The organism is Streptomyces sp. NPDC107575 (assembly GCF_055657265.1).
On the sequence record NZ_JBVKBG010000012.1, the window covers coordinates 67468 to 88399 of the forward strand.

23 protein-coding genes and 2 pseudogenes are annotated in these 20932 nt (G+C 71.7%); 17 read left to right on the forward strand and 8 right to left on the reverse strand.

Annotated elements, in window-relative coordinates; all coding sequences use genetic code 11:
* Window positions 1-106: 106 nt before the first annotated feature.
* The 3 genes and pseudogenes from ACZ7L4_RS40580 to ACZ7L4_RS40590 all read left to right on the forward strand — a co-directional run.
* A pseudogene (locus ACZ7L4_RS40580) lies at window positions 107-490 on the forward strand (SDR family NAD(P)-dependent oxidoreductase); the annotation flags it as partial.
* 118 nt (window positions 491-608) lie between these two features.
* Window positions 609-920, forward strand: a pseudogene (locus ACZ7L4_RS40585) (hypothetical protein); the annotation flags it as partial.
* A 68-nt stretch (window positions 921-988) separates the two neighbouring features.
* Window positions 989-1294 (forward strand): hypothetical protein, encoded by a 306-nt coding sequence (locus ACZ7L4_RS40590; protein WP_472110093.1) that lies wholly within the window; start codon window positions 989-991, stop codon window positions 1292-1294.
* Between the two features lie 96 nt (window positions 1295-1390).
* On the opposite strand, the gene ACZ7L4_RS40595 is transcribed toward ACZ7L4_RS40590, so the two are convergent.
* The 5 genes from ACZ7L4_RS40595 to ACZ7L4_RS40615 form a co-directional block, all read right to left on the reverse strand.
* Window positions 1391-2551 carry an FAD-dependent monooxygenase gene (locus ACZ7L4_RS40595; RefSeq protein WP_472110094.1) on the reverse strand — a complete coding sequence of 387 codons (1161 nt, stop codon included), beginning with the start codon at window positions 2549-2551 and terminating at the stop codon, window positions 1391-1393.
* Window positions 2552-2597: 46 nt separating this feature from the next.
* Entirely contained in the window at window positions 2598-3641 is a 1044-nt protein-coding gene (locus tag ACZ7L4_RS40600; protein WP_472110095.1) for an MBL fold metallo-hydrolase, read from the reverse strand.
* Entirely contained in the window at window positions 3638-5032 is a 1395-nt protein-coding gene (locus tag ACZ7L4_RS40605; protein ID WP_472110096.1) for an MFS transporter, read from the reverse strand. The genes ACZ7L4_RS40600 and ACZ7L4_RS40605 overlap by 4 nt, the downstream gene beginning before the upstream one ends.
* Before the next feature lie 182 nt (window positions 5033-5214).
* Window positions 5215-5769 carry a MarR family winged helix-turn-helix transcriptional regulator gene (locus ACZ7L4_RS40610; protein ID WP_472110097.1) on the reverse strand — a complete coding sequence of 185 codons (555 nt, stop codon included), beginning with the start codon at window positions 5767-5769 and terminating at the stop codon, window positions 5215-5217.
* Window positions 5770-5870: 101 nt separating this feature from the next.
* Window positions 5871-6785, reverse strand: coding sequence for an SDR family oxidoreductase (locus ACZ7L4_RS40615; protein WP_472110098.1), 915 nt, complete (start codon window positions 6783-6785; stop codon window positions 5871-5873).
* A gap of 160 nt (window positions 6786-6945) precedes the next feature.
* Here ACZ7L4_RS40615 and ACZ7L4_RS40620 point away from each other — a divergent pair, with 160 nt between their 5' ends.
* The 3 genes from ACZ7L4_RS40620 (at window position 6946) to ACZ7L4_RS40630 (ending at window position 8932) form a co-directional block, all read left to right on the forward strand.
* Window positions 6946-7272 (forward strand): plasmid stabilization protein, encoded by a 327-nt coding sequence (locus tag ACZ7L4_RS40620; protein WP_472110099.1) that lies wholly within the window; start codon window positions 6946-6948, stop codon window positions 7270-7272.
* A 270-nt stretch (window positions 7273-7542) separates the two neighbouring features.
* Window positions 7543-7866, forward strand: a complete 324-nt coding sequence (locus tag ACZ7L4_RS40625) for a hypothetical protein (protein ID WP_472110100.1) — start codon at window positions 7543-7545, stop codon at window positions 7864-7866.
* A 562-nt stretch (window positions 7867-8428) separates the two neighbouring features.
* Window positions 8429-8932, forward strand: a complete 504-nt coding sequence (locus ACZ7L4_RS40630) for an NUDIX hydrolase (protein WP_472110101.1) — start codon at window positions 8429-8431, stop codon at window positions 8930-8932.
* Here ACZ7L4_RS40630 and ACZ7L4_RS40635 read toward each other — a convergent pair.
* On the reverse strand, window positions 8929-9141 hold the full coding sequence (locus ACZ7L4_RS40635) for a hypothetical protein (protein WP_472110102.1): 213 nt from the start codon (window positions 9139-9141) through the stop codon (window positions 8929-8931). The two genes, ACZ7L4_RS40630 and ACZ7L4_RS40635, sit on opposite strands and share 4 nt — an antisense overlap.
* 517 nt (window positions 9142-9658) lie before the next feature.
* Window positions 9659-9964, reverse strand: a complete 306-nt coding sequence (locus tag ACZ7L4_RS40640) for a hypothetical protein (protein ID WP_472110103.1) — start codon at window positions 9962-9964, stop codon at window positions 9659-9661.
* 285 nt (window positions 9965-10249) lie between these two features.
* On the opposite strand from ACZ7L4_RS40640, the gene ACZ7L4_RS40645 reads away from it, so the two are divergent.
* The 11 genes from ACZ7L4_RS40645 (at window position 10250) to ACZ7L4_RS40695 (ending at window position 20368) form a co-directional block, all read left to right on the forward strand.
* The gene (locus tag ACZ7L4_RS40645) at window positions 10250-10621 is read left to right on the forward strand and encodes a VOC family protein (protein WP_472110104.1); all 372 of its coding nucleotides are present in this window, start codon (window positions 10250-10252) and stop codon (window positions 10619-10621) included.
* On the forward strand, window positions 10609-10782 hold the full coding sequence (locus tag ACZ7L4_RS40650; protein WP_472110105.1) for a hypothetical protein: 174 nt from the start codon (window positions 10609-10611) through the stop codon (window positions 10780-10782). Before ACZ7L4_RS40645 ends, ACZ7L4_RS40650 begins: the two co-directional genes overlap by 13 nt.
* Window positions 10779-11240, forward strand: a complete 462-nt coding sequence (locus ACZ7L4_RS40655; protein WP_472110106.1) for a monovalent cation/H+ antiporter complex subunit F — start codon at window positions 10779-10781, stop codon at window positions 11238-11240. The genes ACZ7L4_RS40650 and ACZ7L4_RS40655 overlap by 4 nt, the downstream gene beginning before the upstream one ends.
* A gap of 65 nt (window positions 11241-11305) precedes the next feature.
* Window positions 11306-11605 (forward strand): Na(+)/H(+) antiporter subunit B, encoded by a 300-nt coding sequence (locus tag ACZ7L4_RS40660; RefSeq protein WP_472110107.1) that lies wholly within the window; start codon window positions 11306-11308, stop codon window positions 11603-11605.
* Window positions 11602-12366: an MnhB domain-containing protein gene (locus ACZ7L4_RS40665; RefSeq protein ID WP_472110108.1), complete on the forward strand. Its 765-nt coding sequence runs from the start codon at window positions 11602-11604 to the stop codon at window positions 12364-12366. Before ACZ7L4_RS40660 ends, ACZ7L4_RS40665 begins: the two co-directional genes overlap by 4 nt.
* Complete coding sequence (locus ACZ7L4_RS40670) at window positions 12363-12710, forward strand: sodium:proton antiporter (protein WP_472110109.1); 348 nt, start codon at window positions 12363-12365, stop codon at window positions 12708-12710. The genes ACZ7L4_RS40665 and ACZ7L4_RS40670 overlap by 4 nt, the downstream gene beginning before the upstream one ends.
* Window positions 12707-14455: a complex I subunit 5 family protein gene (locus ACZ7L4_RS40675; protein WP_472110110.1), complete on the forward strand. Its 1749-nt coding sequence runs from the start codon at window positions 12707-12709 to the stop codon at window positions 14453-14455. The genes ACZ7L4_RS40670 and ACZ7L4_RS40675 overlap by 4 nt, the downstream gene beginning before the upstream one ends.
* Window positions 14456-14571: 116 nt before the next feature.
* Window positions 14572-17817 carry a formate dehydrogenase gene (gene fdh / locus ACZ7L4_RS40680; RefSeq protein ID WP_472110262.1) on the forward strand — a complete coding sequence of 1082 codons (3246 nt, stop codon included), beginning with the start codon at window positions 14572-14574 and terminating at the stop codon, window positions 17815-17817.
* Window positions 17814-18740: a 4Fe-4S dicluster domain-containing protein gene (locus tag ACZ7L4_RS40685; protein WP_472110111.1), complete on the forward strand. Its 927-nt coding sequence runs from the start codon at window positions 17814-17816 to the stop codon at window positions 18738-18740. The genes fdh and ACZ7L4_RS40685 overlap by 4 nt, the downstream gene beginning before the upstream one ends.
* Window positions 18741-18823: 83 nt before the next feature.
* Window positions 18824-19717, forward strand: coding sequence for an NrfD/PsrC family molybdoenzyme membrane anchor subunit (gene nrfD, locus ACZ7L4_RS40690; RefSeq protein WP_472110263.1), 894 nt, complete (start codon window positions 18824-18826; stop codon window positions 19715-19717).
* 12 nt (window positions 19718-19729) lie between these two features.
* On the forward strand, window positions 19730-20368 hold the full coding sequence (locus tag ACZ7L4_RS40695; protein ID WP_472110112.1) for a diguanylate cyclase: 639 nt from the start codon (window positions 19730-19732) through the stop codon (window positions 20366-20368).
* Between the two features lie 5 nt (window positions 20369-20373).
* Here the strand turns inward: ACZ7L4_RS40695 and ACZ7L4_RS40700 are convergent, their stop codons facing one another.
* Entirely contained in the window at window positions 20374-20895 is a 522-nt protein-coding gene (locus ACZ7L4_RS40700) for a DUF6328 family protein (protein WP_472110264.1), read from the reverse strand.
* Window positions 20896-20932 lie beyond the last annotated feature (37 nt).

The window sequence follows — 20932 nt, forward strand, 5'->3', positions numbered from 1 at the left end:
CGACGGCCGAGAACGCCTTGACTGGCACGAAGCCGTCAGCCGAACCCACCGCAGGCAGGGCGAGGGCGCGATGCGCCACCAAGCAGCCGTACACAAAGAGGCCTTCATGCAGATACCCGTACCCGATGTCTCGGCCCGATCCGTCGCCGAGCTGATCTCGCTGGCCGACCGGCACGCTCTCGTGACCGGAGCGGGGCGCGGGCTCGGCCTCGCCATCGTCCAGCGGCTGTCCGAGGCGGGCGCGGACGTGGCGGTCACGGATGTCGACGAACAACTCGCCTTGAAGGCAGCGGAGATACTGCCGGGGCGTGCGTTACCCACGCAGCTCGACGTCATCGACCCGGACAGCGTGTCCATCGGCGCCGACCGCGTGGTAGGCGCGTGGGGCGGCATCGACATCTGGGTCAACAACGCGGGGATCTTCCCCGCTACGCCCGCCCTGGAGACGCCCATGCAGACCTGGGACGAGGTTTTCGCCGTGAACGCGCGGGGCGTCTTCCTCGGCACCCGGGAGGCCGCGCGCCGAATGAGCGAGGTGGGGCACGGCCTCGGAACTCGCCGCCTACGTCGCGTCGAAGCACGCGGCGCGCGGACTCACCTGGCAACTCGCCCTGGAGTTCGCACCATTGGACATCCGCGTGCTCGGCGTCGCGCCGACGTTCGTGCCCACCGAGGGAAGCCTCGCGGTCGCCGGGGCCTCCGATCCCGAGACGGCCGAGCACCTCATGTCCGTGATGCAGCCGAGCACACTGGGTTCAACTCGGTGTCCCCGACGACATCGCCCGCATCGTGCTGTTCTGCGCGGGCGATCTGGCGGCCTTCATGACGGGCAGCACGCTCCTCGCGGACGCAGGCGACACGGCATGACAGGCGTTCGGGCATCACCTCTCGATCGGGTGAAATGGGCCAGACCAAGTTGATTGTGGCGTTTCGTGCGCGATACCCCTGAGGGCAACCCGCACTCGGCGGGGGAATACCTGTGTGAAGGATGAGCGTGCGAGCAAAAGCAATGTGGGTGTCCCTGGCCGCAGCCGGATCCGTGCTGGGCCTGGCGGGGTCGGCCCAGGCCTCCGAGGGGCAGATCGCGGTCTTCTCCAACGAGCTGACTCCGCTGAACACCTACCAGAACCCGGTCGGTTGCCAAACGATGCCCCCGGCCGCCCATGAAATGGCGAACCTCACCGACCAGCCCGTCAAGGTCTACGGAGACCCCTTCTGCATGGGACCGTCGACGACCGTGGCTCCTGGCTACGGGAGCCACGTCACGGGCGCAGGCTCCTTCTCCGCGGAGTAACGAATGCGCGGTCCGTGCAGGGGCGCACGGACCGCCAGGCCCCGCCCCCTCCCTGGTGAGCCACGGAGGGGGCGAGCCGTGGCCCGGCACACTCTCTCAGCCCAAGGCCACCGCCCACGCGTCGTACGCGTACACCCAGTCCCCGTTGCCCGAGGTGCGCAGCCAGTCGTTGCCGCGGGAGCCGATCTGGACGCGGGCGGTGCGGTTCTGGCGGGTTGCCTCGTACGACTTCAGGGACGGCTCCGGGCAGCGGGGGTCCGCGGTGGTCAGGGCGCGGGCGAGGACGACGGCGTCCTCGATGGCCATGGCGGCGCCCTGGGCCATGAAGGGTGTCATCGGGTGGCAGGCGTCGCCGAGCAGGGTGCGGCGGGCCGACGACCACGAGGGCAGGGGGTCACGGACGTACAGGGCGGACTTGAGGACCTCGTCGCAGGCGTCGAGGACTGCACGGGCCTCGGGGTGGAAGTCCCGGTAGTGGGAGCGGAGTTCGGCGGCGTCGCCCGGGGTGGTCCAGGACTCGTGCTGCCAGCTCTCCTGGGCGGTGGTCGCGAAGACGAAGAGGTCCCGGCCCCGGTTGAGGGGGAAGGTGACCAGCTGGGTGGCCGGGTCGGGGCCCCACCACTTGGTGAAGGCGTCCATGCCGGGGACGTCGAGACGTCCGGCCGGGACCACGGCACGATAGGCGACGAGACCGGTGAACCGGGGCGTCTCCGGGCCGAACAGATCGGTGCGTACGACGGAGTGGATGCCGTCCGCGCCGACCAGGATGTCGACCTCCGCCTCGGTTCCGTCCTCGAACGTCGCGGTGACACCGTCGGCGTGCTCGGTGGTGTGTGTCAGCCGGCTGCCGAAGCGGACCGTGCCGGGCGGCAGTGCGTCCTCCAGTGCGGCGAGCAAGTCCGCGCGGTGCATGGTGAGTTGCGGGGAGCCGTAGCGGGTCTGGGCCTCGTCGCCCATCTCGATGCGGGAGGTCTCCTCGCCGGTGTCCCAGTCGCGGCTGAGGCGGTGGGTGGGGCGGGCCGCCGTGCGCCGCAGTGTGTCGCCGATGCCCAGGCCGTCGAGGGCCTTGACCGCGTTGGGCGTGAGGTTGATGTCGGCGCCGACGCGGCCGAAGTGTGCCGTCTGTTCGAAGACGACCGCATCAAGGCCCGCCTGACGCAGGGCGATCGCGGCCGCGAGCCCGCCGACGCCGCCGCCCACGATGCCGACGGTGGGCGTCTTGCGGGTCGGGGCGTGCTGGGTGTTCTTCTCGTGCATGGTGCGGTTCTCCGTGGAACTCGAGGGAGGGAAGGGGTGGTTCGGCTCAGCGAACGGGGACGAGGTGGGTCAGGTCGTGACCGACGACGACCGGGCCGGAGTAGGTGGCTGCCACCTTGCGGACCCAGTCGTCGTCACCGACCTCACGCGGGTCCGGCGGGCCGATGTGGCTGAGGGCGACACGGCGCGCTCCGGCCGCGGCGGCGAGCCGGCCGATGTCGCCGGGCGCGGTGTGGGAGGCGGTGAGGAAGTCGAGGAGGCGGTCGGAGTAGCCGAGGCCGCGGTAGAAGTCGGGCTCCATGGCCTCGTGGACCAACAGGTCGGCGTCCGCTGCGAGTTCGCCGACGCTGTCGCTGTACGCGGTGTCGCCGGAGAAGGCGATGACGCCCTCCTCGGTCTCGAAGCGGTAGCCGAAGCTCTGGTGCAGCGGCGGGTGCGGAACCTCGCGGGCGGTGACCCGCACCCGGTCGTCCTCGTACACGAGCAGGTCCTTGCCGGGTGGCGGGGAGCCCAGTTCGTGCGGTCGGACGAGGTCCGCGAGCGGGGTGCGCGCGCTGGTGCGCAGGCGTACGGCGACGTCCTGGCCGAAGGCGGCGAGGAGATGGGTGAGCAGGCCCTCGGTGCCGGGTTGCGGATGGTCGGGCAGGGTGCGGTCGGGGCCGGGGCCCGCGATGTGGACGGGCTGGTTCACACCGTGGTTGGCCGGGCCCCAGCCGAGGAGGAACAGGTTGAACAGGCCGGCGGTGTGGTCGGAGTGCAGGTGGGTGAGGAAGACCGCGCGCAGGTCGCTGAGGCGCAGCCCGGCCTGCGCGTACTTGCGCAGCGCGCCGTATCCGGCGTCCACCAGGTACGTACGGTCCCCGACGACGACCGCGGTGGAGGCGCCCTGTCGGCCGGGCGCCGGATAGGGGCCCGCGCCGGTGCCGAGGAGGATGACGCTCAGCGCGGTCGGGCCGTCGGGCCGCGCGTCGCCGGTGACCTGGACCGCGTCGGGCGGGACGGCGAGGGACGGGAATTCGGAGGGCGGGGCCGCGCCGCCACAGGTGCACAGGTCCGCGGCAGGCTGCCCGTCGTACGTCGGAGCGTTCACGGCGAGACCTCCTCCAGGGTGCGGCCGGCGGTCTCCTCGGCGAAGAGGCCCGCCACCACGGCCCCGGCCAGCGTGAAGACGGAGAGCAGGAGGAAGACCGCCGACAGCTGCGTGCCGCCGCCGTAGACCAGCCCCACGAGCAGCGGGCCGACGATCAGTCCGAGGCGGTTCATGACGCCGCCCATGCTGCAGCCCAGGGCGCGGGCCCGGGTCGGGTAGAGCTCGGGGGTGTAGAGGTAGAGGCTGATGTTGACCGCGAAGTTGAACATCGCAGCCAGCGAGGACCACACGGCGAGCTGCCAGGGCGCTCCGGCGCCGAGCACGGCCAGGACGACGAGCATCGCGGTCGTCCCGCCGAGGCCGCCCACGACGATGCCGCGCCGTCCGACCCGGTCCACCAGCAGTGCCGCGAGGACGCAGCCGACGAGTCCGGCGACCGAGGCCATGGTGCTGTACCAGAGCGCGGAGCTCAGCGACATCCCGTAGACGCCCTTGTAGATCGTGGGCAGCCAGGACGTGATGCCGTAGTTGGCGAGGTAGCCGACGAACCAGATCGTCCAGATGACCAGGGTGCGGCGGCGGTAGCGGCCGGTGAACAGGTCGCGCAGTGAGCCGCGGGCGGGGGCCGGAGCCGGTGCTTCCCGCACGGGCGGAACGGTCGGGACGGTCGGCTCGGGCAGCTCCGCACCGCTCGCGCGGCGTACGCGTTCCTCGATGAGGTCCATCGTCGCCCGCGCCTTCTCGTGCCGGCCGCGGGAGGCCAGCCAGCGGGGCGACTCCGGGATGCGGCGCTGCAGGAGCACGGCGGCCAGGCCGGGGACGGCGGCGAACAGGTAGAGCGCGCGCCAGCCCCAGTGCGGGATGACCCAGGCGGCGAGCAGCGCACCGGCCGCGAGTCCGGCCGGGAAGACGATCTCGTAGAAGAGGACGAAGCGGCCTCGCCGGTGTGCCCGGCTGATCTCGCTGATGTACGCGGCGGCGGTCGGCACCTCGCCCCCGATGGCGAAGCCCTGCACGAACCGGAGGACCAGGAACGGCAGCAGCGAGGTGCAGCCGGCCATCAGCAGGCTGCACGCGGCGGTGAGGGCGACGCAGATCGAGATGACCTTGACCCGGCCGACCCGGTCGGCGGCCCAGCCGGAGACGTAGGCGCCGAGCAGCATGCCGATGGAGCCGATGGTGAGGGTGAGCGTGGTGCCCGCCACTGAGATGTCCCACTCCTTGGTGATGACGGGCAGCGTGTAGGCGATCAGCAGCTGGTCGAAGGCCTCGAAGAAGGTGACCACGCCGATGGCGAGGCGCACCATGACCTGCCAGCGGGACATCGGCAGCCGTTCGAGGCGCGCCGCGATGTCCTGCTGCGCGGCGTCGGGCGTGAGGCTGGTACTCATTCGGCCCTCCTGGGGGCCTGGCGGCCCTGACGGATATGACTTAGCGCTAAATGATTTAGCGCTAAGGTTTCTAGCAGGCCGAAAGAAGCGGCCACAACCCCTTCATGCCAAGAGATTGCGACCGCTTCACATGTGTTGCGCCGTCAGGTGGCGTGCCCTCAGGCCCGAGAGGAGACGGGACGCTATGCGTCGCCGCCCGCCCCTGCCTCGCCCCTCCCCCGCGCCGCCGCCCGGTCGAGGGAGGACTCGAGGCGGGCCAACAGGCCCGCCAGTTCGGTGCGTTCCGGGTCCGTGAGGTCGGCGAGCATGTCCGCCTCGTGGGCGAAGTGGGCGCCGATGATCTCCTCCGCGAGCGCGAGCCCCTGGTCGGTGAGCTGGATGTGCACGATCCGGCGGTCGTCCGGGTCCCGCACGCGCAGGGCGAGCCCGGCGGCCTCCAGCTTGTCGACCCGCTGCGTGATGCCACCACTGGTCAGCAGGTTGGCGTCGGCCAGTTCGCTGACGGTGCGCCGGTAGGGGGCGCCGGCGCGGCGCAGCGCGGCCAGCACACCGAAGGCGGGAACGGTGAGGTCGTAGGTCTCGAAGAACGCGTTCAGCTGGGCCTGGTACCGGTTGAAGCTGCGGTGCAGCCGGCCGAACACACCCAACGCGGTGGCGTCCACCTCGGGGAACTCGCGCTGCCACTGCTCCAGCATGGTGGCCACGGCGTCCTGGTGCCCAGCCCGGCGTTCACTCATCGCTCCTCATCCCGCCCCGCCCGAGAGATGGACCGAGCCCCGAACGGGAATTCTACGGCGGGGTGGTGGTCGGCGGCGCGCAGCCCGGGCCACGGCCCCGCTCAACGGCTGTCGGTCATCCCGCCCGTCACCGCGATCGTCTCGCCGATCGTGTAGCTGGAATCGGGTTCCGACGCGAGGTACACGTACGCCGGAGCGAGCTCCTCCGGCTGGGCCGCGCGGCCCATCGGGTCCGCCGCGGCGAGGTTCTCCTTCAGGTAGTCGTCGGGGAACCGCTGGCCGGCGAGGTTGAGGACCGTCCAGGTCGGGCCGGGTGCCACCACGTTGGCCCGCACGCCGCGCTTGGCCAGGTGAGAGGCGATCGACTTCGTGAACATGATCTGCGCGGCCTTCGACGCCGCGTAGTCCATCATCATGTCGCTGCCCTTGAGCCCCTCCTCCGACGCCGTCGCGATGATCGCGTCGCCGCGCGTCAGGTGGGGCAGGGCGGCCTGGACGAGATGGAAGTACGCGTAGACGTTCGTCTTGAAGGCCAGATCGAAGTCCTCGAAGTTCAGGTCGTCGAGCGAGTTCTGGCTGTTGAGACGGGCCGCGTTGCTCACCAGGACGTTGAGCCCGCCCAGGGTGTCCACCGTCGTGTCGACCGCGCGTCGGCAGAAGTCCGGCTCGCACAGGTCACCCGGTATCAGCAGACACCGGCGCCCTTCCGCCTCGACCACCTTTTGGGTCTGCTCGGCGTCCTCCTGTTCCTCGGGCAGGTACACGATCGCCACATCGGCGCCCTCGCGCGCGTACAGCACGGCCACTGCCCTGCCGATGCCCGAGTCACCACCCGTGATCAGCGCGACCTTGTCCCGCAGCTTGTCCGACCCGCGATAGCGCGGAGCCATGTAGCGGGGCGGCGTCGACATCCTCGCCTCCAGACCCGGCCGCTGCTGCCGCTCGAACCGGTACGGCGGCTCCGGCTCGTCGGCCTCGTGCGGACGGGCGGAAGGAACGTCCTGCGCGTCAGCCATCAGACAAACCTCCGGCTCACAGACATCAATGGATGTGCCCCGCGTATCCAGCATCGCGGCCGGTGAAACCGGGCCGAGAAGCGCGATGGCCGGGAACGGGGAAGCATGGAGGCGCGAGCGAGGGCTCGCGGCGGGGGGCTCGGACCAAAAGGAGAGTTCCATGCCCAGTGGCTCCAACGCCAAGCGCGAGCGCCAGTACGAGCACATCAAGGAGGGCGCCGAGAAGCGCGGCGCCTCCAAGGGACGGGCGAAGGAGATCGCGGCGCGCACCGTCAACAAGCAGCGGGCCCGCTCCGGGGAGTCCTCGACCGCGAGCAAGGCGTCCACGCGGGACAAGAAGTCGGCCCAGCAGCGCGGCGGCGAGCGCTCGCACAGCGGTTCGCAGGGGCCCACGAAGGACCAGCTGTACGAGGAGGCGAAGAAGCGCAACATCGAAGGCCGCTCCTCGATGAACAAGCAGCAACTCGCCAAGGCCCTGGGCCGCTGACCGCGCTGCGCCGCGTCGTACGCGGCCCCGGCCGCCACCGGCCCGGCGGCCTCCCCCACCCGCATACGTGCGGGGCGCGAGTGAGTCGGTAGCGGTTGGCCTGGCAGCGGTTCCCAGTGTTGCCCGAACGCGGGTGCTGAGACAGGGGCGCAGGCACGCGAAGGCCCCGCGACGACGGGGGATGCATCGCGGGGCTCTGGCCCCATTCTGGCACGGCGCCTACTCACAGGTAAGTGGTCGGGACAGGGCGAGCCGTACCCTCGCCGAATCATGATCGTTGGATGGGGCATGCACCCCACGAAGCGCATTGCCGCTGCCCTGTTCCTGGCCGCTTCTGCGGCGTCCCTCGCCACTCCGGCCATGGCTGACGACGGCCCTGACTTCAGCGCGAGCGTCGTGGCCCCCGGTGTGGCCTATCCCGAACCACTGAGCATGCATGCGACGGATGCCGCAACTGGCGCGACTGCCGCAGATGGCCCCTTCTCCGACCCGGACGCGGGTTATGACCCCGGCTCTATTACGACGACTGGAACGATCACTTCGACAAGCACGCCGATTACGTTTTCGGGCACGGCGGCCCCCATCGTGATGTAGCCCCCGACACTTCCTCTCGCCCGGACGGGGATCTGGGGGCGGGGCGCCACGCGCCCCCGACCCGTACCCCGCCCCTGCCGCGATGTAGGCGCTCGGCTGCTCCGTATGATCGCGCGGTGATCAGTCGCCTCACGCTACGCCTCGTCAGAAGCTCATAGCTCTATCGCTCTTGGCTGCCCTCGTTGGCGCCTTCGGCTGGTACGCCTCTCGACCAGTCCATCCGTCGTCGTGTGTCGTCTTCTCCGGGACTTACGTGCCGTTCGACGCCTCCCCGGAGGAGCTGGACGCGGCGAATAGGCGGGCACACGACAAGGCCGTGGCCGACGGGGCCTGCGGGCCGGCGCGCGCCCGATTCCGGGGCTGGTTCAACTGATCAGGTGCGGCGGTAGCCACGACGACGTAGGCGCTGTGGCAGCCGCGTGTGCCAACGGGACGATGAGAGAAACTGGCCCAACTCCCCAAAGAGCCAGACCAGCCAGGGGCGAGGACTTGTCCGGGCTTTCACGACCGACGCCATGCGACGAGACCCGCGACGGTGAAGGCTCGCTCCTACAGTGAGGGCATGGCAGCCAATCAGCACCACGTGGCAGTGGACGACGGCGTCGAGATACCCGCGCCCGCCGACGGCGAGGTCTGGGCCGTTGGGGCCGTCATCCTCAATCAAGACGACAAGGCCTTCGCCCAGAAACGGAGCCCCGACCGGCGGCTCTTCCCCGACTGTTGGGACATCGTTGGCGGCCATGTGGAGCCAGGCGAGTCCCTGCTGGAAGCCCTCGCTCGTGAGGTCGAAGAGGAAACCGGCTGGCGCCTGCGCCGGGTGCGCAGCCTCCTCGGGGTCACCACGTGGACCGGCGACGACGGGGGCGGGAGGCGGCATGAGGCCGACTACCTGGTTGAGGTCGACGGCGATCTGGACCACCCCGCTCTGGAATGGTCCAAGCACACCGCCTACGACTGGTTCGCACCCGACGATCTCCCCCGCCTCAAGGAGAACCGGGCCCCCGGCGAGTACCTCATCCACGACCTCATCGCGAAGGCCCTACGAGACCGCCCGGGCAAGCTCTAGCCCGCCAATCGCCACCCCGACAGCCGGTCATCCGCACCCACTACAGCCGTCAGCCTGCGCCCCGGCAACTCCCCCGGCTCCAGCCCCACCGCCTCCGCGATCTCCGAAGCCGGATACCGCACCGGGTCCAACGCATCCTCCGCGTCCGCAGCCACCTCGGCCTGATCGCCGAACAGCAACACGACCCAGACCCGCACTCGCTCGCTCATCAGCCAGTCCTCTCCACTGCGCGCACGCCCACCCTGCAACTGCTCAACTGCCATGATGGGTCCGGGGGTTCAGAGAGGGGGCAGTGATCGAGTGGGAGCATTTGTTCGTCCAGATATCGGGCGAAGCGAAACTGATCAACCGGAAGCTCACCGAGTGGGGCGAGCAGGGGCGGGAAGTTGTCGGCTTCGCACCCGCGCGCCAGCGACATCAAGTCACAGTGTCGGAGTGGGCGTTCACCCTGAAGCGCCCTAAGCACCAGTAAGCCCTCGGGGTGTTGCCCTGCTGTCACGATGGTCTGCTCCTGCTTCTTCGTGAAGGGGCCGGAGAAGTTCAGACAGCACATGGCCGACCATGCGTGCCCAATGTGTGGCCACGACTTTGAGGCCACAGACATCGGCCGAGGCCTGCTGGTACGCAATGGCGCCGTCAGCAACGCGCACCTTGCCGTCTAGGACTGCCTCCAACAGGGCCCACAGCCACCCCGGCATGACAGCCATTCTTCTGGGCGCGGCATCTTCATCGGACGTTCCGGCGGCGCTCGCGCATCCGGCGGCCCCAGGACGCGGCCTTGGCGTTGACGCGGCGCTGGACCATGTACAGGAAGCCACCGACGACGATGGCGGCGAGGACGAGCGCCCAGTCACCCAGGCTGTGGATGTCCCCGGCGTAGGCGCGGCCGTGGTCACGGCGCGAGATCCACGCGGAGACCGGCTTCACCCCGAACGCGTCCATGGCGAACACCGCGCCGGCGAGCACCGTTCCGGCGACGGAGGTGACCCGTTTGGGTACGGACGCCTCGCGCCATGCGTCGATCCACTTCACTGCCCTGCTCCGCTCGAAATAGCCCCCCGGCTGTCGATGTGTCCGGGGGACGCTAGGCGGCGGAGTGGAGCGGAAGAAAGTTGATCACGGGGATTCGTTGCATGTCTCACACGGTTCGGGACCCGCCATGTCGATACCGGCATTGAGCGACGCAAAGTGGTCTATTTGAGCAGCGGTCGCGTCCGCCGCGCCCCGCGGCGCGGCGTGGCATGTCCGCACGCCTCCGAGGTACCCGTCTGCGCACGTCCCATCGACCACATGGACCCGTGAGAGCAGGAGAACGTCATGGCCGTTGCCGAGTACAGCCTCGTCGCCGTCGACTGTCCTGATCCCGCCGCGCTCGCCGGCTTCTACGCCGCGCTGCTCGGCGGCGAGATCAAGCAGGACGACGAGGACTGGTACGACCTGTACGTCCCCGGCGGCCACCGCATCGCCTTCCAGCGGGCCCCCGGACACCGCCCGCCCCGCTGGCCGCACGCCGAGGACAACTCGCAGCAGCTGCACCTGGACTTCGACGTCACGGACATGGCCGCGGCGGAGTCCGAGGCGCTGGCGCTCGGCGCGATGCCGCTGGACCTCGACGACGAGGACGGCCGGCGCGGTTTCCGGGTGTACGCGGACCCGGCCGGGCACCCGTTCTGCCTGTGTCGCGCCTGATCCGCGGCGCGGAGTTCGCCGCCTGGTGGGTCGGGCTCACCGTCTTGTGGCTGGTGCTCGTCACCTCCATCGACCTGCTGACGTCGGTCGTGGGGGTGTGCTGCGCGGCGGCCGGTGCCTGGGCCGCGACCGCGGCGCGGCGTGCGGCGGGCTCCCGGTGAACGGGTGGCTCGCGAGCGCCGCCGCCCTCCTCGGCATCGGGGCACCGCTGGCCCTGTGGGGCGTGGTCTCCGGTTCGACGGACCGGCGGATCCTCGCGCAGAACGCGGGCGGCACCGTGGTCGCGCTGGCTCTGCTGCTCATGGCGCAGGGGTACGCCCGTCCCTCCTACGTCGACCTCGCGCTGGTCCTGGCGCTGCTCGGGCCCGCGGGCACGCTGGTGTGCGTCCGGCTGCTGGCCGACGACCTGGGGCCGGGCGCGCCGCGCGGTTCCACCGTCGTCACCTGCGTGTGCGTGGCCGCGAGCGCCGCGGTGACCGTCGCCGTGTGCGCGGCGGCGACGCCGGGCCGGTCGACCGTCAAGTCGGCCGTCATCGGGGTGCTGGTCGCCGCCGGGAACGTGGTCGCCTCCCGTGGCCTGTCGGTGGGGGTGGTGGACGAGGCGGATGCGGACGAGTGAGTGGACCGAAATTCCGAAGTCGACGGTTACGAGGTCAACAGTGACGAGCCGGGAGTGAGGCGTCGTTGAACGACGAGGTGCTGATCGCCGTGTCTTTGCTGCTGGTCGCCGCGGCGGCCACCGCGGCCGTCGTGGTGCGTGATCCCGCCCGGCAGGCCCTGGTCCTCGCCGTCCTCGGCCTGTTGCTCGCCGCGCTGTTCACCGTCCTGCAGGCGCCCGACGTGGCGCTGTCCCAGCTCGCCGTGGGCTCGGTCCTCACCCCGCTGCTCATCCTGCTGTCGGTGCGCAAGGTCCGCCGCCGCAAGCAGACGACGGACGGCAGAGCAGCGGACGAGAAGACGAGCGGCAAGGAGGCCGGCCGATGAGTGTCCGGTTCCGCCTGTGGGTGCTCGGCGTCGGCACCCTGGGACTCGCCGCCCTGCTGACCGCCGCGTTCCTGGCGCTCCCGGAGTTCGGGAACACATGGCATCCCTACGGGGAGCGGGCCACCGGGGCCGCGCTCGCCCGGCACACCGCGAACGTCGTCGCCTCGGTCAACTTCGACCAGCGGGCCTTCGACACCCTCGGCGAGGAGACGATCCTGCTCACCGCGGTGCTCGGCACCGTCGTCCTGCTCCGGCAGACCCGCGACGAGGACCGCGTCCCGCCCCGCGCCGCGCGCGTCGATCCCTGGGTCAAGCGGTACGCCCTGGTCCTGCTGCCGATCGCCCTGGTGGTCGGCCTGTACGTCGTCTCCAGCGGGCAGCTCAGCCCCGGCGGCGGCTTCCAGGGCGGCGTCGTCGTGGCCACCTCGGTCCACCTTCTGTACATCGGCGCCGACTACCGGGCCCTGGAACGGATCCGGCCCATCACCCCGTACGAGATCGGGGACGCGGTGGGCGAGGCGGCGTATCTGCTCGTCGGGGTGGCCGGGCTGATCGGCGGCGGGTCGTTCCTCGCCAACACCCTCCCGTACGGCACCTTCAACACGCTCGCCTCCGGAGGCATCGTGCCCCTGCTGAACTTCGCGGTCGGCATCGAAGTGGCCTGCGCGGTCGTGGTGCTGGTGAGCCGCTTCCTGGACCAGGCCGTCGAGATCACGGGCGCTTCGCGCGGCGGCGGGGTGAAGCAGGGAGCCCCGTCATGAGCGTCCTCGCGTACCTGGTGTCCGGCTGGATCTTCCTGGTGGGCTGTTACGGGCTGGCCACCAGCCGGCATCTGGTGCACGCCGTCGGCTGCCTGGCGGTGTGTCAGTCGGCGACGTACGTGCTGCTGCTCGCCGTCGGATACCGCTCGGGCGGCACCGCTCCCCTGCACTCCGACCTGAAGCCCGGCACCCGCCCGCTCGTCGACCCCGTGGTCCAGGCCCTGGCGCTGACCGACGTCGTCGTGGGCGCGACGGTGACGGCGCTGTTGCTGGCCCTGGTGATCCAGGTGGCCAAGCGGCACGGCACCGCCGACCCCGACGAACTGTCCGAGCTGCGCGGATGAGCCAACTGCTGCCTCTCGTCGTGGTCCTGCCGCTGCTGGGCGCCGCGCTGCTCGTCGCGCTGGGCCGGGTGCTGCCGTGCGTCGCGGCCGACGCGATCGCCGCCGCCGTGGCCGTCGCGACGACCGTGCTGGCGGCCGTCCTGCTCGGGCACGCGGCGCCGGACGCCGTGGAGTGGGTGGGCGGCTGGGAGCCGGCGGGCGGCCGGAGCGTGGGCATCGTGCTGAGCGGTGATGCGCCGGGCACCGGGCTCGCCACGCTCGTCTCGCTGCTGACCGTCGCCGTCCTCGTCTACTCCTGGCGGTACTTCGACGAGGTGCCGCACGGCACCGCGGCCTCGTTCCCCGCGCTGGTGCTGCTGTTCCAGGCGGGCATGTGCGGGTTCGTGCTGACCGGGGACCTGTTCAACGCGTTCGTCTTCTTCGAGCTGATGAGCGTCGCCGCCTACGCGCTGACGGGTCACCGCGTCGAGGAACCGAAGGCCGTCCAGGGCGCGTTGACCTTCGGGCTGGTCAACTCCCTTGGCGCGTATGCGACGTTGATGGGCATCGCCCTGCTGTACGCGCGGACCGGCGAGCTGGGCATGGCGCGGATCGGGGCTGCGCTCAATGCCGACGGGCCGCCCGACGCCCTGGTCCTGGGCGCCTTCGTCCTCGTCGCGACGGGCCTGTTGGTGAAGGCGGCCGCCGTCCCCTTCCACTTCTGGCTGCCCGACGCGCATGCCGTCGCGCCGACGCCGGTGTGCATGCTGATGTCCGGGGTGATGGTCGAGCTCGGGGTGTACGGGGTGTGGCGCGTGCACGAGCGCGTGTTCGGCGGCCCCGGCGGGCTGCCCTCCCAGGACATCACCCGGTGCCTCGTCCTGCTCGGCGCGCTCACCGCCCTCCTGGGCGCCCTGATGTGCTGGCAGCAGCGCCACCTCAAGCGGCTGCTCGCCTACTCGACCATCGCGCACACCGGCCTGTTCCTCGTCGGCATCGGCCTGCTGCGCCCGGAGTCGACGGCGGGTGTCGCGCTGTACGTGCTGGGCCATGCGGGGGCCAAGGCGGCGCTGTTCGCGTGCACCGGCGTCCTCCTGGACCGGTACGGCAGCGTCGACGAGCACGAGCTGCACGGACGCGCCGGGGAGCTGCGCCCGGTCGCCGTGCTCTACACCGTGGCGGCGCTCGTCCTGGCGGGGCTGCCGCCGTTCGGCACGGCGCTGGGCAAGGGCACGACGGAGGAGGCGGCGGGCGTCGCGGGCACCGTGCTGTTCCTGGCCGTGTCCGCGGTCACCGGCGGCGCCGTGCTGCGGGTGGCCGCGCGGGTCTTCTGGGGGGTTGGGCCGCGCCCGAAGCGGGCCGGGTCGGCGACGACGAGCGGCGGCGACGAGGAGCCGGAGACCCGCGAACGGCTGCGGCGGGTGCCGCTGCCGATGGTGGCCGTGCCCGCGCTGCTGCTCGCCGGGGCGCTCGCGGCCGGGCTCGTCCCCGCCTTCGCCGAGGGCGTCGGCCGGGCGTTCGACGCGCCGGCCGCCCTCGCCCCGCACTGGACCGCGGCCTCCGTGGTGACCGGCCTGCTGTCCACGGTGTGCGCGGCGGGGTGCGCAGCCCTGTCGCTGCGCCGGGGCGCCCCGGCCGAGCCGTACGCCTGGACGGCCCCGCTGCGCCGCCTGCACTCGGGGCACATCGGGGACTACGTGGCCTGGTTCGTGCTGGGCACGGCGCTCCTGGGCGCGCTGGCGCTGCCCGGCGTCCTCGGCGGCTGAGCGGCGTTTCACCGGCGTGCGGCGCGGTACTCACGTGGCGGGCGGCGGAGCGTTGGCGCCGGGCGGGGGGCCGTTCAAGAATGGTTGGCGCCACGATCGACCTCAAGGAGCCCCTGATGGGCGCGATGGACGAGCTGCGCAAATGGCCCGTGTACCGGCAGCTGACCGGGCAGGACCGCAGCGGGCGCGGCGACGCGGTGACCTCCGGCCGCACCCGGCAGCTGCGCCCCCGCACCGACACCGCCGAACGGGTGACGCAGTCCGTCTGTCCGTACTGCGCGGTGGGCTGCGGTCAGCAGGTGTACGTGAAGGACGACGAGGTCGTCCAGATCGAGGGCGACCCCGACTCCCCGGTCAGCCGCGGCCGGCTGTGCCCGAAGGGCTCGGCGACCCTCCAGCTGACGACCGGTCCCGCCCGCCGCCACCAGGTGCTGCGCCGCCGCCCGTACGCCACCGAGTGGGAGCCGATCGACCTGGACACGGCGATGGACACGATCGCCGAGCGGGTCATCGCGACGCGCCGCGAGACCTGGGAGTGGGAGCGGGACGGCCGGCGCACCGCCCGCACCATGGGCATCGCCTCGCTGGGCGGCGCGACGCTCGACAACGAGGAGAACTACCTCATCAAGAAGCTGCTGACCGGCCTCGGCGTGGTCCAGGTGGAGAACCAGGCGCGGGTGTGCCACAGCTCCACCGTGGCCGGTCTGGGCACCTCGTTCGGCCGCGGCGGCGCCACGACGTTCATGCAGGACCTGCAGCACTCGGACTGCATCGTCATCCAGGGCTCGAACTTCGCCGAGGCGCACCCGGTCGGCTTCCAGTGGGTGATGGAGGCCAAGGCGCGCGGCGCGACGGTCATCCATGTGGACCCGCGCTTCACCCGCACCAGCGCGGTCGCCGACCTGCACGTGCCGCTGCGCGCGGGCACCGACATCGCGTTCCTGGGCGGCATCATCAACCACGTTTTGAGCGAGGAGAAGGACTTCCGCGAGTACGTCCTGCACTACACGAACGCGGCCACGCTGGTGAGCGAGGACTTCCGCGACACGGAGGACCTCGACGGCGTCTTCTCCGGGCTCGACGAGACCAAGGGCCATTACGACCAGCACAGTTGGGCTTACGAGGGCGAGCAGGTCCAGCAGCCGATCGGCGACGTCGACGAACAGTACGAGGACCGGGTGCACCCCTCCGGCGGCGCGGAGACCCACGGCTCCGGCGGCCCGCAGAGCACCCCGCACGCCCCCACCGATCCGACGCTGACCCACCCCCGCTGCGTGTACCAGGTGCTGAAGCGGCACTTCGCCCGCTACACCCCGGAGCTGGTCGAGGAGGTGTGCGGGGTGCCTGCCGCGACGTTCGCCCGGGTCTGCGACGCGCTGACCTCCAACTCCGGCCGGGAGCGCACCAGTGCGTTCGCCTACGCGGTCGGCTGGACGCAGCACTCGGTGGGCGCGCAGTACATCCGCTGCGCGAGCATCCTCCAGCTGCTGCTCGGCAACATCGGGCGGCCCGGCGGCGGCATCCAGGCGCTGCGCGGGCACGCCTCGATCCAGGGGTCGAGCGACATCCCGACCCTGTTCAACCTGCTGCCCGGCTATCTGCCGATGCCGCACGCGCACCAGCACATGGACCTCGACGACTTCGTCACCGCGTCCCGCACCGACAAGGGTTTCTGGGCGGACATGCGGTCCTACTTCGTCAGCCTGCTCAAGGCCTACTACGGCGACGCGGCCACGGCCGACAACGACTTCTGCTTCGACCACCTGCCGCGCCTGACCGGCGACCACTCCACGTACGAGACGGTGATGGCCCAGCTCGACGGCTCCTGCAAGGGCTACTTCCTGATGGGCGAGAACCCCGCGGTCGGCTCGGCGAACACCCGGCTGCAGCGGCTCGGCATGGCGCAGCTGGAGTGGCTCGTCGTGCGGGACTTCTCGCTGATCGAGTCCGCGACCTGGTGGCAGGACGGCCCGGAGATCGAGAGCGGCGAGCTGCGCACGGAGGACATCGGCACGGAGGTGTTCTTCTTCCCGGCGGCCGCGCACACCGAGAAGTCGGGCTCGTTCACCAACACCAACCGGTGGGTGCAGTGGCATCACGCGGCCGTCGAGCCGTCCGGTGACGCGCGCAGCGACCTGTGGTTCATGTACCACCTGGGGCGCCGCATCAAGGAGAAGCTGGCCGGTTCCACGGATCCGATGGACCGCGCCGTCCTCGACCTGACGTGGGACTACCCGGTGGAAGGGCCGCTCCAGGAGCCGGTGGCCGACGCCGTCCTCGCGGAGGTCAACGGCCATGGCCCGGACGGCGCTCCGCTGTCCGCGTACACCGAGCTGAAGGACGACGGCTCGACCCGGTGCGGCTGCTGGATCTACTGCGGTGTGTACGCCGACGGCGTCAACCAGGCCGCCCGCAAGAAGCCCGCGGCCGAGCAGGACTGGGTCGCCGCCGAGTGGGCCTGGGCCTGGCCCGCCAACCGGCGCATCCTCTACAACCGCGCCTCCGCCGCGCCGGACGGCACGCCGTGGAGCGAGCGCAAGGCGTACGTGTGGTGGGACGCGGACACCGGCCGCTGGACGGGCCACGACAACCCCGACTTCGTCCCGGACCGCGCCCCAGGACACGTACCCGCCGAGGACGCCACGGGACCCGACGCCCTGCGCGGCGACGACCCGTTCGTCATGCAGGCCGACGGCAAGGGCTGGCTGTACGCACCCGCGGGCCTGGAGGACGGGCCGCTGCCCACGCACTACGAGCCGCAGGACTCGCCGTTCCCCAACGCCGTGTACCCGGCCACTCCGCGCTCGCCCGCCCGCCGGCTGCTGCCGCGCGAGGGCAACCGCTACCACCCCAGCGGCACCGAGCCGGGCGCGGACGTGTACCCGTACGTCGTCACCACCCACCGCCTGACCGAGCACTTCACCGCGGGCGGGATGAGCCGTTGGTCCTCCTATCTGTCGGAGCTGCAGCCGGAGATGTTCTGCGAGGTCTCCCCCGGCCTCGCCGCCGAGCGCGGCCTGGAGCACGGCGGCTGGGCGACCGTCATCACCGCGCGCAACGCCATCGAGGCGCGGGTCCTGGTCACCGACCGCATCCGGTCCCTGACCGTGCAGGGGCGCACGCTGCACCAGATCGGGCTGCCCTTCCACTGGGGCCCCAACGGGACGGCCACCGGGGACGCCGCCAACGAGCTCGTCGCCATCGCCCTCGACCCGAACGCGCACATCCAGGAGGACAAGGCCCTCACCGCCGACATCCGCCCGGGCCGCCGCCCGCGCGGCGCCGACCTGCCCCGCCTCGTCGCCGAGTACCGGCGCCGCGCGGGCATCACCGAGACCACCGGAACGGAGAACCGCGCATGAGCGAGGAGCGGGTCGGCTTCTTCACCGACACATCCGTGTGCATCGGCTGCAAGGCCTGCGAAGTGGCCTGCAAGGAGTGGAACGCCATCCCGGAGGACGGCCTGAGCCTGACCGGCATGTCGTACGACAACACGCAGGCGCTGGGGGCCTCGACGTGGCGCCATGTCGCCTTCGTCGAGCAGCCGAGGAGCGAGCCGTCGCAGGCACCGCAGCCGTCTCAGCCGCCGGGGACCGATCCGCCGCGACCTGAGGGGCGGACCGAACTGCCGCTGGCTCAGGGGGAGTCGGCCGCCCCGGCGCTGCCCGAGCTGCCCGAGCTGCCCGCGCCGTCGGGCGACGGGGCGCCGGAGATGCGCTGGCTGATGTCCTCGGACGTCTGCAAGCACTGCACCCACGCCGCGTGTCTCGACGTGTGCCCGACCGGCGCGCTGTTCCGGACCGAGTTCGGCACCGTGGTCGTCCAGGAGGACGTCTGCAACGGCTGCGGGTACTGCGTGCCCGCCTGCCCGTACGGCGTGATCGAGCAACGCCCCAGCGACGGGCGGGTGTTCAAGTGCACCCTGTGCTACGACCGGCTCGGCGCGGGCCAGGAGCCCGCGTGCGCCAAGGCCTGCCCGACGGAGTCCATCCAGTTCGGGCCGCTCGACGAACTGCGGGAGCGGGCGGCGCTGCGCGTCGACGAGCTGCACAAGGCGGGCGTGCCGGAAGCGCAGTTGTACGGCCACGACCCGGACGACGGCGTGGGCGGCGACGGCGCGTTCTTCCTGCTGCTCGACCGCCCCGAGGTCTACGGGCTCCCGCCCGACCCGGTCGTCACCACCCGCGACCTGCCCACCATGTGGAAGCACGCGGGAGCCGCCGCACTGACGCTGCTCGGTGGCGCCGTGCTCTCGTTCGCCGCGGCGGGACGGAGGCGCACATGAGTGACACCGACCCGAACCACTCCGGCCGACATCGGCGCCAGGACCGTCGCGGACGTGGGCGCGGGCGGCGCGGCGAGCAACTCATGGTCCCCGACGCCGAGTTCGGCTCCTACTACGGCAAGCCGGTCATCAAGGCCCCGTCGTGGGCGGCGCGCGACATCGCCGGATACTTCTTCCTCGGCGGGCTCGCCGGGGCCGGGTCGGTGCTCGCGGCCGGCGCGCATGTGACCGGCCGCGGGCGCATGGCGACCGCGCTGAAGGTGTCCTCCCTCACCGCGGTCTCCCTGTCGGCCGCGGCTCTGGTGCACGACCTCGGGCGGCCCGCGCGGTTCGTCAACATGCTGCGCGTGATCAAGCCGACGTCCCCGATGAGCGTCGGCTCGTGGCTGCTGAGCGCGTACGGTCCGGCCGCGGGTGTCGCGGCCGCCTGCGCCGTCACCGGCCGGCTCCCCCGCATCGACACCGCCGCGACCTGCACGGCGGCCGCGCTCGGCCCGGCGGTCGCCGCCTACACCGGCGTCCTGGCCGCCGACACGGCCGTACCGGCGTGGCACGGCGTCCACCGGGAACTGCCCTATCTGTTCACGGCGTCCGCCACCGCAGCGGCCGCCGGGATGGCGCTGGTGACCGCGCCGGCGCGCGAGAACGGCCCGGCGCGCTGCGCGGCGGTCCTCGCGGCGGGCGCCGACGCGTACCTCATGAGGGCCGCGGAACAGCGCCTGGGCATCGTCGCGGAGACCTGGCGCGAGGGCCGGGCGGGCCGCCTGCTGCGTGCCTCGCGCGCCCTGGTGGCCTGCGGCGCCCTGACGGGTGCGTTCCTGGGACACCACCGGGCCGTGGCCGCGCTGTCGGGTCTCGCGCTGCTGGGCGGGTCGGCCTGCACCCGCTTCGGGGTGTTCGCCGCCGGCGTCGCGTCCGCCGAAGACCCCAAGTACACCGTGGTCCCGCAACGGCAGCGGGCACACCAGACCGCCTGACCGGAGGAGCCCATGACACCGCGCACCCCCACCCGCGCCCGCTCGTGGCGGCACTGGCGGCGCGGCCGCGACCAGCCGGTGCCGCTGCGCACCACGGACACGGAGGACGCCAACCGCCGGTTCCTGCTCTACGGGGTGCTGCCGCTGTGGGTGGTGCCCGCGGTCGCCGACTGGGCGATGCACCGCAGGACCCGGATCGAGGAGACCAGCGGCGCCAAGGAGTCCGCGGTGCACGCCCTGATGATGACCGAGGCCGGCATCCCCGTCACCATGGGGCTGCTCGCCCGCGTCAACCCGCTGGTCCTCACGGTCATGGGCGGCGCGGCGCTCGCCCACTCGGCGACCGCCCTGTGGGACGTCACCCTCGCCACCGGCGAGCGGGAGGTCCGCCCCGTGGAGCAGCACATCCACAGCTTCCTCGAGGTGCTCCCGCTGACGGCGATGGCGTTCACCGCGTGCCTGCACTCCGACGAGGTGCACGCGACGCTGCGCGGCGGCCGGGGCCGCGAGGACTGGCGGCTGCGCCCCAAGCAGCGCCCGCTGTCCGCCGGTTACCTCGCCGCCCTGGCCGCGGTCATCGGCGCCGGGGTGGCGCTGCCGTACGCGGAGGAGATGCGGCGGTGTCTGCGGGCGCGGCGAACCGCGATCTGAGGGGATCAGTGGCCCGGCGGCGCGCCGGCGTCGTCCGTCCCGTTCTCCGTGTAGCGGGACCGGGCCCACAGGGGCAGCAGGAACCAGCACAGCACGTACCAGAGGAGGATCCCCCCGACGAGGGCCGGCGCGAGCGCGTCATGCATCGCGACCCGCAGGATGAGCAGCAGGGCCGAGGTCAGCGTGCACAGGAGGAGGACGAGGCCGACCATGGTGAGTCGGGAGGCCCAGCGGACCGCCTGCGGTTTGATCCGCTGTCCGCTGACCAGCCGGTGGAACGCGACGGGCCCGATGAGCGCGCCCGTCGAGGCCGATCCGAGCAGGACCGTGACGATGTAGATCGCACGGTCGGTGTCGGACAGGTCCGGGAAGCGCGGGGTGAAGACCACGGTGAGCAGGAACCCGAAGAGGATCTGCACACCCGTGAGGGCCACCCGCATCTCCTGCACCAGGTCCATCCACTGCCGGTCCGCCCGCTGCTCGGCGGACTCGCCGCCGCGCCCATCGTGAGGAATCGGCCCCTCCATGTGTCTCCCTCGGCTCACGCGTCCCTTGACTCCTGCG

What these genes read in the sequence shown, in the direction of transcription:
- ACZ7L4_RS40590 (WP_472110093.1), top strand. Translation starts at nt 989, where the DNA reads ATGAGCGTGCGAGCAAAAGCAATGTGGGTGTCCCTGGCCGCAGCCGGA.
- ACZ7L4_RS40595 (WP_472110094.1), bottom strand. Translation starts at nt 2,551, where the DNA reads ATGCACGAGAAGAACACCCAGCACGCCCCGACCCGCAAGACGCCCACC.
- ACZ7L4_RS40605 (WP_472110096.1), bottom strand. Translation starts at nt 5,032, where the DNA reads ATGAGTACCAGCCTCACGCCCGACGCCGCGCAGCAGGACATCGCGGCG.
- ACZ7L4_RS40610 (WP_472110097.1), bottom strand. Translation starts at nt 5,769, where the DNA reads ATGAGTGAACGCCGGGCTGGGCACCAGGACGCCGTGGCCACCATGCTG.
- ACZ7L4_RS40615 (WP_472110098.1), bottom strand. Translation starts at nt 6,785, where the DNA reads ATGGCTGACGCGCAGGACGTTCCTTCCGCCCGTCCGCACGAGGCCGAC.
- ACZ7L4_RS40620 (WP_472110099.1), top strand. Translation starts at nt 6,946, where the DNA reads ATGCCCAGTGGCTCCAACGCCAAGCGCGAGCGCCAGTACGAGCACATC.
- ACZ7L4_RS40625 (WP_472110100.1), top strand. Translation starts at nt 7,543, where the DNA reads ATGATCGTTGGATGGGGCATGCACCCCACGAAGCGCATTGCCGCTGCC.
- ACZ7L4_RS40630 (WP_472110101.1), top strand. Translation starts at nt 8,429, where the DNA reads ATGGCAGCCAATCAGCACCACGTGGCAGTGGACGACGGCGTCGAGATA.
- ACZ7L4_RS40635 (WP_472110102.1), bottom strand. Translation starts at nt 9,141, where the DNA reads ATGAGCGAGCGAGTGCGGGTCTGGGTCGTGTTGCTGTTCGGCGATCAG.
- ACZ7L4_RS40645 (WP_472110104.1), top strand. Translation starts at nt 10,250, where the DNA reads ATGGCCGTTGCCGAGTACAGCCTCGTCGCCGTCGACTGTCCTGATCCC.
- ACZ7L4_RS40665 (WP_472110108.1), top strand. Translation starts at nt 11,602, where the DNA reads ATGAGTGTCCGGTTCCGCCTGTGGGTGCTCGGCGTCGGCACCCTGGGA.
- ACZ7L4_RS40670 (WP_472110109.1), top strand. Translation starts at nt 12,363, where the DNA reads ATGAGCGTCCTCGCGTACCTGGTGTCCGGCTGGATCTTCCTGGTGGGC.
- ACZ7L4_RS40675 (WP_472110110.1), top strand. Translation starts at nt 12,707, where the DNA reads ATGAGCCAACTGCTGCCTCTCGTCGTGGTCCTGCCGCTGCTGGGCGCC.
- fdh (WP_472110262.1), top strand. Translation starts at nt 14,572, where the DNA reads ATGGGCGCGATGGACGAGCTGCGCAAATGGCCCGTGTACCGGCAGCTG.
- ACZ7L4_RS40685 (WP_472110111.1), top strand. Translation starts at nt 17,814, where the DNA reads ATGAGCGAGGAGCGGGTCGGCTTCTTCACCGACACATCCGTGTGCATC.
- nrfD (WP_472110263.1), top strand. Translation starts at nt 18,824, where the DNA reads ATGGTCCCCGACGCCGAGTTCGGCTCCTACTACGGCAAGCCGGTCATC.
- ACZ7L4_RS40695 (WP_472110112.1), top strand. Translation starts at nt 19,730, where the DNA reads ATGACACCGCGCACCCCCACCCGCGCCCGCTCGTGGCGGCACTGGCGG.
- ACZ7L4_RS40700 (WP_472110264.1), bottom strand. Translation starts at nt 20,895, where the DNA reads ATGGAGGGGCCGATTCCTCACGATGGGCGCGGCGGCGAGTCCGCCGAG.